This window comes from Myxococcus sp. CA023, from assembly GCF_010998615.1.
Classification (GTDB): domain Bacteria; phylum Myxococcota; class Myxococcia; order Myxococcales; family Myxococcaceae; genus Myxococcus.
Map to the genome: position 1 here is coordinate 73,043 of NZ_JAAEAH010000040.1, position 10,042 is coordinate 83,084.

A 10,042-nucleotide genomic window follows, 5' to 3' on the forward strand; every position below is an offset into this window, starting at 1 on the left:
CGGCATGTGGGTCCTTCTCGTTACACTCCTCGCCGCGGCCCCGGCGCGAGAGTCCCCTCCACTCACCTTCGCCGAGTCCCAGGCGCTGGCCGCGAAAGCCGCGCTGCCCGCGAGTCTGGCGCGCGCCGTGGAAACGCGGCGCGTGTGGGATGCGCGGCTGCCGTGGCTCGCCGCCAACCCCACTCTCAGCGTGGTGCCGGGGCGGCGCGCCCAGCCCGAGGGTCCAGGCTTCGAGCTGACGGTGTCGGTGGAGCAACCGCTCTTCCTGTCGAACCTGGCGGGGGCCCAGCGCGACGCGGCGAGCGCGGAGACCCGGGCGCTGGAGCGGGAAGCCGTGGCCGCGTTGCTGAACCGCCGGCTGGAGGTGGCGCGGGCCTGGCTGACGCTCTGGTCGGCCCAGCAGGCCGCGGCGACGGCCGAGCAGGAAGCGACGTTGGCGGGTGCGCTGCGCACCTCCGTCGCGGATGCGCTGGCGCTGGGCGGCGCCACCCGGTTGGAGCTGGCCGAAGCGGAAGGGTTCGAGGCCGAGGCCCAGGTGGCGCTCCTGGCTCGCGAGGCGGAGGTGACCCACGCGCGGCTGTCGTTGGCGGTACTGGTGGGCCGTCAGCCCGATGCGCACCTGGTGGTCGCGGAGGCACTGCCGGAAGTGGCATTGCCGCCGCCTTCCGAAGAAGCGCGGTGGCTGGCGCGCGCCTCCGAGCTTCCAGAGGCGGAGGCCCGGCGCCTGCTGGGTGTGGCGGAGCGGGCCCGCGCGGCGGAGGTCCGGGCCGCGCGGGGCTGGCAGGTGACGGTGGGCGCGCAGGGCGTGCGTGAGTACTACGGCGGGCTCAGTGGCCTGCTGATGGTGGGCGTGACGCCGCCGATGTTCGACGCGGGTCAGCGCGAGCGTGGCGCGCTCCTCGCCGCCGCTGAACGTCTGGAGGGCGAGGCCCAGGAAGCCGCGTTGCGCGCCGCCGCGGAGCTGGCCCTGGCGTTCCGTGAGCGCGAGCAGACCGCAGCGCAGCTCTCCGTCGTCGAGAAGTCCCTGGCGCCCAAGGCCGAAGAGGCCGCGCGGCTGGCCGACGTGTTGCTGCGCGCGGGCCAGAGCACGCTGCCTGACGTCCTGCGCGCCCGCCGCGCCCGGGCCGCCGCCAACATCCGGCTCGCGCTCGCTCGTGGCGAAGCCTCGCTCGCCGCCGCGCGGCTCCACCTCCTGCTCTCCGCTCTGCCATGACGCCCTTCGTCCGCCGTTTCGTCGCTGTGCCGATGCTCGCCCTGTCCGGGGCGTGCACGTCCGGTTCCTCCACCGCGGAGGCTCCTCCCGCGCCGCCCCCCGCGCGCGCCTCCGCGCCTTCGGCGTGGGTGCCCGTGCGCGCGGCGTCTCGCGTGGCCCTGGCGGAGGCCCCCGCGCTGGTGCTGTCCAGCCCGGACGCCGTCGCCGCGCTCTCCGCGCCGTTTCGCGCCCGAGTGCAGCAGGTGCGCGCGCGGCCGGGTCAGCAGGTCAAGGCGGGAGACCCGCTGGTGGAGGTGCTGATGCCGGAGGTGGTGGAGGCGGCGGGGGCCGCCAGCGCCGCCTCGCTGCGGCTGGAGGCCTATTCGCGGCAGGTGGAACGCCTGGAGGCGCTTCATGCCCAGGGCCTGGCGAAGCTGCCCGACCTGGCCGACGCCCAGACGCAACAGGCCGAGGCCCGCGCCGCCCTGGTCGCGGCGCACGCGGTGTTGCGCGTGGCGGGCATCGCTCCCGGGGAAGCCCGGGGCGTGGCGGAGCGCGGCACCGTCTGGCTCAAGAGCCCCATCGGAGGAATCGTCACCGAGGTGCGCGCGGTGCTGGGGGAGATGCAGCCCGAGGCCAGTGCCGCCTTGGTGCGGGTGGCCGCCGACGGTCCCGCGCGCCTGGAGGCCCGGCTGTCCGTGCGTCCTCCCGAGGACGCCAGCTTCGCCTTCGTGTCGTCTCAGGGCATCGCTGTTCCGGTGCGGTGGGTGGGTCAGTCTCCGGTCGTGGACGCCGCGGATGGAACGTGGCGCGCGTGGTTCGAGCCAGAGGACACCGCCGCCGTGCTGCGCGCGGGGCAGGGGGGCCGGTTGCGCATCCAGGCCGCGGCGGGCGAGGACACGGTGCTGGTCCCCGCGCGCGCCCTGGCCTTCGACAGTGCGCGCACGGTCGTCTTCACGCGCGGCGGTGAGGGGCAGCCCGTGCGCCGGGAGGTGGAGGTGCTGGCCACTTCCGGCGCGGAGGCCTTGGTGAGAGGGCCGCTGTCTGCCCGGGACGCGGTCGCCGCTGACGGCGCGGCGCTGCTGTTGGAGTCTCAGGCCGGTGACGGCGATGAGGTGACGCCGTGATTGAAGCCCTCGTTCGCTGGTCGGTGCGTCACCGGGTCTGGGTCCTGGCCCTCACGGGCGTGCTCGCGCTGGCGGGCGTCGCGGTGTCGCTCCGCCTGGAACTGGACGCGATGCCGGACATCACCACCAACCAGGTGCTCGTTCTCACGCGTGCGCCCGGCCTGACGCCCGAGGAGGTGGAGCGGCTGGTGACGCGGCCGGTGGAGGTGGCCCTGGGCGGCATGCCCGGACTCGAGGAGCAGCGCAGCCTGTCCCGCTATGGCCTTTCCTCCGTCACCGCCGTGTTCGCGGACGACGTGGACCCGTACCGGGCCCGGCAGCAGGTGCAGGAGCGCCTCAACGTGCTCGGCTCCACGCTGCCCCCGGGCGTGGACCCACCGGAGCTGGGGCCGCTCACCGGTGGGTTGGGCGAAGTCTTCCACTTCACGCTGTCCTCGCCGGAGCGCACGGGCGCGCAGTTGCTCGAGCTGACGCAGTTTCGTGTGGCGCCCCGCCTGCGTACGGTGCCGGGCGTGGTGGAGGTCAACAGCTGGGGAGGCCACCAGCGCACGCTGGAGGTGCGCGCGGACGCGGTGCGGCTGGCCCAGCGGGGCGTGACGCTCGCGCAGTTGCGTGACGCGCTGGAGCGAGCCACCGGCAGCGCTCCGGGCGCGAGCCTTCCGGTGGGAGAGCGCCACGTCCTGATTCGCGCCGTGGCGCGGCCTCGGGCGCCGGCTGACCTGGCGGAGGCGTTGATTCCCCGGCCTGGGGCCATGGCCGTGCGCCTGGGCGACGTGGCCGAGGTCACCGAAGGCGCGCTGCCTCGCATTGGCAGCGCCACCTCCAATGGGCGCGGCGAGACGGTCTACGTCATGGTGCAGATGCTCCGGGACGCCAATGCGCTCGCCGTGACGAGCGCCATCAACGACGCGCTCCCCGATGTGCGAGCGCTGCTGCCCGAGGACGTGCGGTTGGACGTCGTCTACGACCGCGCCACGTTGGTGCGCGGCACGGTGCGCACCGTGGGCAAGAACCTTCTGGAAGGAGGGCTGCTCGTCGTGGGCGTCCTCTTCCTGTTGCTTGGCAGCGTGCGCGCGGGCCTGCTTGTCGCTTCGGCCATTCCGTTGTCCATGCTGGGCGCGACCACTGCCATGGTGGCGCTGGACATCCCCGGCAACCTGATGAGCCTGGGCGCCATCGACTTCGGCCTGTTGGTGGATGGCGCGGTGGTGATGGTGGAGGGCTTGTTCCACCGGCTGGCGCATCTGTCGCCGGAGGAGAAAAAGCGGCCGCCCCGTGAGCACGTCGAGGAGACGGCCGTGTCCCTGGCCCGTCCCGTCTTCTTCTCCGTGCTCATCATCCTGCTCGTGTACCTGCCCATCCTGTCCCTGCGAGGCGTGGACGGGAAGATGTTCCGGCCCATGGCGATGACCGTCGTCTTCGCGCTGGCCACCGCGCTGCTGTTGTCGTTGACCTTCATCCCCGCCGCCGCGAGTTGGCTCATTCGCCCCGAGCACGTCCCCGCGCGTGAGCCACTGCTGGTCCGCTGGTTCGAGCGTCTCTACGCCCCGGCGTTGCGTCAGAGCGTGCGCCGGCGCGTGCCCGTGGCCGCCGTGGCCGTGTTCCTGTTGGCCGTGGGTGGGTGGATCTTCGCTCGAGCGGGCACGGAGTTCACGCCGCAGTTGGACGAAGGCGACATGGTGATTCAAACCACGCGTGTCCCCGACATCAGCCTGGACGCGGCGGTGAGCGAAGCGGGCCGGATGGAGCGAGTCCTGCTTGAAGCGATTCCGGAGGTCCGCCAGGTCGTCTCGCGCGTGGGCAGCCCCGCGGTGGCCACGGACATCATGGGCTTGGAGATGGCGGACGTCTTCGTGTCGTTGGCGCCGAGGGAGGCGTGGCGGCCCGGGCTCACCCGTGAGTCGCTCATCGAGGAGATGGGGCAGGTGCTGGAAGCCCGTGTCCCAGGTGGAGACCCGGCCTTCACGCAGCCCATCCAGATGCGCTTCAACGAGCTGCTCGGGGGCGCGGTGACGGACGTGGCGCTCAGCATCTACGGCGAGGACCTGACCGAACTCGGGCGCCTGGCTCGCCGGGCAGCGGCGCTGTTGAGCCAGGAACCGGGTGCCGTGGACGTGCGTGTACTCGCTCCGCCGGAGGTGCCGCTCCTCGAGGTGACGCCTCGCCCGCTGGATTCGGCCCGTGCGGGCCTGGGCGCGGTCGATGTGCTGGAGGCGGTGAGCGCGGTGCGCAGTGGCGTGGAGGTGGGCGCCACCTGGGACGGGGCGGTGCGCGTGCCCATCGTCCTGCGGTTGACGGGCGCGTCCGATGCCTTCTCCCTGGCCGAGCTGCCCCTCCCCACGGAGACGGGGGGCCTGGTGCCGCTCTCCCGCGTGGCGGACGTGCGGTTGACTTCCTCGCCCGGGCTGGTGAGCCGGGAAGGGGGCCAGCGCCGGCTGGTGGTGGGCTTCAACGTGCGAGGCGCGGACCTGGGGACGGTGGTGGAGCGGGCACGGAGCCGCGTGGAGCAGGCGCTCGCTCCGCCTGATGGCTATCGGCTCGAGTGGGGCGGTCAGTACGAGACCTTGACGGAGGCACGGCAAAGGCTTTCGCTGGTGCTTCCCGCCGTGGCCCTCCTCATCTTCGCCGTGCTGCTGTTCGCCTTCCGCCGCATGCGTCCCGCTTTGGCCATCTTCGCCAACGTCCCCTTCGCGTGCGTGGGCGGGATGATGGCGCTGGCGGCCCGGGACCTGCCCGTGTCCATCTCCGCGGCGGTGGGCTTCATCGCGCTGTCCGGCATCGCGGTGCTCAACGGCGTCGTGCTGATGTCGCGCGAACAGCGGCTCGAAGCGGACGGCCATGCTCCCGGTGAGGCGGTGGTGATGGCGGCACGCGAGCGGGCCCGGCCCGTGCTGATGACTGCGCTGGTGGCGGCGCTGGGCTTCATCCCGATGATGCTCGCTCGCGGGGTGGGCGCCGAGGTGCAGCGGCCCCTGGCCACGGTGGTGGTGGGCGGGCTCGTCACCTCCACGCTGCTGACCCTGGTCATCCTCCCCACGCTCTACCCATGGTTCGCGGGTGGGACGCGCACGCAGACGCGTGCATGATGGGGTGAAGGAGGCCGGTGCCGTGAGGCTGCTGCTGGTGGAAGACGAGGAGCGGATGGCGAACCTGCTCCGGCGAGGGCTCGGGGAAGAGGGCCACTTCGTGGACACCTGCCGCACGGCGGAGGACGCGCTCGACCAGGCAGGCGAGGTGGCCTACGACGCCATCATCCTCGACTGGGCCCTGCCCGGCATGGATGGCGTGGCGCTGCTGCGGCGCTGGCGCGAACGCGGCTTGATGACGCCGGTGCTGATGCTCACCGCCCGCGGCACGGTGGGAGAGCGGGTGACGGGCCTGCGCGCTGGCGCGGATGACTACCTGGTGAAGCCCTTTGCCTTCGAGGAACTGCTCGCGCGCCTGGAAGCGCTGCACCGCCGCTCCGAGGGCCAGACGCAGTCCTGGGGCGGAGGGTCCATCCACATCGATGCCCGGCGGCGGATGTTGACGTGTGGCGACCGTGAGGTGGCCTTGACGGGCCGCGAGTTCGCCCTGCTGGGTGAGCTGGCTTCGCGCGCGGGCGAAGTCCACACCCGCTCCAGCCTGCTAGCGAAGGTGTGGGGCCCCAGCTTCGATGGGCCTCCCAACATCGTGGATGTCTACGTGGGCTACGTGCGCGCGAAGCTGACCGAGGTGGGCGCGGAAGGGGTGACCATCCAGGCGGTGCGTGGGGTGGGCTTCCGGTTGGTGATTGAGGGCGCTCGGTGAGGTTGGTCCGGCGGATGTGGCTGTGGGGCGCGGTGGTGCCCGTGGTGGCGGTGGTCGCCGCGCTGGGCGTGGCCGTCCAGGTGTTCCGCGTGGTGCTCGAGCGGACCCTGGACGAAGCCTTGCTGTCGCAAGCCGCGGCGGAGAGCGTGAGCCTCTTCGACGCTCCGGATGGGCGCCCGCATCTGCACGTGGAGCCCTCCCCGTTGGCGGGAGAGGTGCGTGCCTTCGTCCCCGCGACCCGGCTCTACGGACCGGATGGGACGCTGCTTTCCGTCTTCCCGCCCGAGTCACCCACTGTCTACGAACGGGTGCTACCCGAGGACGGGCCCACGTCGCGGCTGGAGACGCAGCGTCTGGGCACGGGCCTGCGGCTTCGCGTGCTGACGGTGCAGGTGCGCTCGCCGAAGGGCGTGCCCCATGTCCTGCAGTTGGTGGCGTCCCTGGGGACGGTGGACCAGGCGGTGGGCACCTTCACCTCCGTCGCCACCGTGCTGGCGCTGCTCCTGGGCGGGGTGCTGATTGGCATCCAGGGCTGGCAGGCGAGGGGGCTCGCGCGACGGCTTCACGGCATCGCGGACCAGGTGGCTCGCTCGCGTGACGGAGGCATGGTGGCCCCCGTGCCCGTGGATGAGCCCCGGGACGAAATCATGGAGGTGCGCCTGGCGCTGACCGAGGCCGCGGTGCGCGTGCGCGCGGCGCGTGAAGCGCAAGAACGCCTCATCGCGCGCGCCGCGCACGAGCTGCGCACGCCGCTGGCCCTCATGCGCACCGGCTTGGACCTGGCGCTGCGGCGCGAGCGTGGCGCGGAGGAGTTGCGCACCGTGCTGGAGGAGAACCGGCGCGAGGTGGACCGGCTGGCCAGCGTCGCCGGTGCGCTGTTGGAGCTGTCGGCGGCGGGCGGTGCCCTCGATTTGCAGCAGGGGGATTTGCGCGGACTGCTCGACGAAGCCGCCGCGGGCGCATGGGCGGAGGCGGACCGTCGCGGTGTGTCGCTGCGCGTGGTGGGCCCCGACGAGGCCGACTGCCGGATGGATGCGATGGCCGTTCGTCGAGCGGTGGACAACCTGCTGGCCAATGCCCTCCGCTACGCGCCTCGTGGGTCCGAGGTGCGGCTGGAGCTGGCGCACCGGGACGCGCATTGGGAAGTCGCTGTCCAGGACGAGGGGCGCGGCATCCCGGAGACGCACCGTGAGGACGTCTTCACGCCTTTCCACCGCCTGGAGCGGGACGCGGGGGGCGTGGGGTTGGGACTCAGTCTCGTGCGCGAGGTGGCGCGGGGCCATGGTGGCGACGCGCGCGTGGTGGAGAGTCCGGGCCCGGGCGCGCGGGTGCTGCTGACACTGCCTGGCCGGTGAGCCTGGGAGCGTTCGTCGGGGCCTGGGCCGTGGCCCGTGTTCGCGCGTGTCTCCCACATCCGCCTCGGGTACAACGCCGCCGGATTTCATCCCTTCCGACAACTCAGCGTGGGGCCTATGGCCAGGGCTCGTCGTTCGAAGCAGCACCCAGATACATCAGGTTCCGCCGAGCAGGGTTTCGTGGAGGTGCGCGGCGCTCGCCAGCACAACCTGAAGAACGTCGACGTCCGAATTCCGCGTGACGCGTTCGTCGTGTTCACCGGCGTGTCGGGCTCGGGCAAGTCGTCGCTGGCCTTCGGCACGCTCTACGCGGAAGCGCAGCGGCGGTACTTCGAATCCGTGGCCCCCTATGCGCGCCGTCTCATCGACCAGGCGGGTGTGCCGGAGGTAGACGCCATCGACGGGCTGCCCCCTGCCGTGGCGCTCCAGCAGCACCGGGGCGCGCCCACCACGCGTTCGTCCGTGGGGAGCGTGACGACGTTGGCGAACTCGTTGCGGCTGCTGTACTCGCGCGCGGGCACGTATCCACGCGGCCAGCCGCACCTGGATTCGGATGCCTTTTCGCCCAACACGCCCGCGGGCGCGTGCCCCAAGTGCCACGGGCTGGGCCGCATCTACGACGCCACCGAGCGGTCCATGGTGCCGGATGACACGCTGACCATCCGCGAGCGGGCGATTGCCGGCTGGCCTCTCGCGTGGCACGGCCAGAACCTGCGCGACATCCTGGTGACGCTCGGCTACGACGTCGACCGGCCGTGGCGGGAACTGCCGAAGAAGGACCGGGACTGGATGCTCTTCACGGAAGAGCAGCCCACGGTGCCCGTCTACGCGGGCTTCACTCCGGCCGAGACGCAGCGGGCCCTCAAGCGCAAGGAGCCGCCCAGCTACATGGGCACCTTCACGGGCGCCCGGCGCTACGTGCTCCAGACCTTCGCCACCACGCAGAGCGCGCTGATGAAGAGGCGCGTCTCGCAGTACATGGTGAGCGGCGACTGCCCCGAATGCCACGGCAAGCGCCTGCGCCGCGAGTCCCTGTCCGTCACCTTCGCGGGGCTCGACATCGGCGAGCTGTCGCGTTTGCCGCTCAGTGAGCTCACGGCTCTGCTCGCGCCCGTGGCGGATGGGACGGCCAAGGACGTGGCCACGCTTGCCCGTGTGCATCCGGAGAAGGCGCTGGTGGCCCAGCGCATCGCCCACGACGTGTTGGAGCGCGTCAACGTCCTGACGGAGCTGGGCCTGGGCTACCTGTCGCTCGAGCGCGGCACGCCTACGCTGTCTCCTGGCGAGCTCCAGCGCTTGCGGCTGGCCACTCAGGTGCGCTCCAACCTGTTCGGCGTGGTGTACGTGCTCGATGAGCCGTCCGCCGGGCTGCACCCCGCGGACACCGCGGCGCTGCTGAAGGCGTTGGACCAGCTCAAGGGCTCAGGCAACTCGCTGTTCGTGGTGGAGCACGAGGTGGAGGTCATCCGCCACGCGGACTGGATTGTCGACGTGGGGCCCGACGCGGGTGAGCAGGGCGGACAGATTCTCTACAGCGGTCCGCTCGAAGGCCTGAAGGCGGTGAAGGCGTCCCGGACGCGGCGCTATCTCTTTGGCGACGCGGAGAAGCACCGCGGCACGCGGCGTTCTCCCAAGGGCTGGCTGCGCCTGCAGGGCGTGTCGCGCAACAACCTGAAGGAACTGGACGTCGATTTCCCGCTGGGCGTCCTCACCACGGTGACGGGCGTCTCCGGCTCCGGGAAGTCGAGCCTCGTGAGCCAGGTCCTGGTGGAGCTGGTGGCCGGACACCTGGGCCACGCGGTGCCGGAGAACGAGGACGAGGGAGAGGCGCTGGAGCGCACGGTCATCCACACCACCGGCGGCAGGATTGTCTCCGGCATGGAGGGCATCAAGCGCCTGGTGCAGGTGGACCAGAAGCCCATTGGACGCACGCCGCGCTCCAACCTGGCGACGTACACGGGGCTGTTCGACAACGTCCGCAAGCTCTTCGCCGCGACGCCCGCCGCACGCTCCCGGCGTTACGACGTGGGACGCTTCTCCTTCAACGTGGCCAAGGGCCGCTGCGAGACGTGCGAAGGCGAGGGCTTCGTCAGCGTGGAGCTGCTCTTCCTACCCAGCGTCTACGCGCCGTGCCCCACGTGTCAGGGGGCCCGCTACAACGCCAAGACGCTGGAGATTCAGTACCGGGGCAAGAACATCGCCGAGGTGCTGGGCATGACGGTGGACGCGGCCCACGACTTCTTCAGCGAGGACCCTCTGGTGCAGCGGCCGCTCGCCGTCCTGCGGGAAGTGGGCTTGGGATACCTGCGGCTGGGGCAGCCCGCGACGGAGTTGTCCGGCGGCGAGGCCCAACGCATCAAGCTGGCCACGGAGCTTCAACGGGCCCAACGCGGCAGCTCGCTGTACGTGCTGGACGAACCCACCACGGGCCTGCACCCCTCCGACGTGGACAAGCTGATGACGCAGCTGGAGGGGCTGGTGGCCTCCGGCAACACCGTCATCCTCGTCGAGCACGACATGCGCGTGGTGGCCGCGAGCGACTGGGTCATCGACATGGGCCCGGGCGCTGGGGACAAGGG

6 protein-coding genes are annotated in these 10,042 nt (G+C 71.8%); all 6 read left to right on the forward strand.

Annotation, left to right across the window (positions count from 1 at the left end):
* Nucleotides 1–4 precede the first annotated feature (4 nt).
* Complete coding sequence (locus F8M74_RS18930) at nt 5–1,213, forward strand: TolC family protein (protein ID WP_216619621.1); 1,209 nt, start codon at nt 5–7, stop codon at nt 1,211–1,213.
* Complete coding sequence (locus F8M74_RS18935) at nt 1,210–2,319, forward strand: efflux RND transporter periplasmic adaptor subunit (protein WP_141258499.1); 1,110 nt, start codon at nt 1,210–1,212, stop codon at nt 2,317–2,319. The genes F8M74_RS18930 and F8M74_RS18935 overlap by 4 nt, the downstream gene beginning before the upstream one ends.
* Nucleotides 2,316–5,405: an efflux RND transporter permease subunit gene (locus F8M74_RS18940; RefSeq protein WP_141258498.1), complete on the forward strand. Its 3,090-nt coding sequence runs from the start codon at nt 2,316–2,318 to the stop codon at nt 5,403–5,405. Before F8M74_RS18935 ends, F8M74_RS18940 begins: the two co-directional genes overlap by 4 nt.
* 22 nt (nt 5,406–5,427) lie before the next feature.
* Complete coding sequence (locus F8M74_RS18945; RefSeq protein WP_163884485.1) at nt 5,428–6,108, forward strand: response regulator transcription factor; 681 nt, start codon at nt 5,428–5,430, stop codon at nt 6,106–6,108.
* Nucleotides 6,105–7,463 (forward strand): sensor histidine kinase KdpD, encoded by a 1,359-nt coding sequence (locus tag F8M74_RS18950; RefSeq protein WP_141258496.1) that lies wholly within the window; start codon nt 6,105–6,107, stop codon nt 7,461–7,463. Before F8M74_RS18945 ends, F8M74_RS18950 begins: the two co-directional genes overlap by 4 nt.
* Nucleotides 7,464–7,580: 117 nt before the next feature.
* Nucleotides 7,581–10,042: excinuclease ABC subunit UvrA (locus tag F8M74_RS18955; protein ID WP_141258495.1), on the forward strand; the 2,462-nt coding region annotated here is incomplete at its 3' end.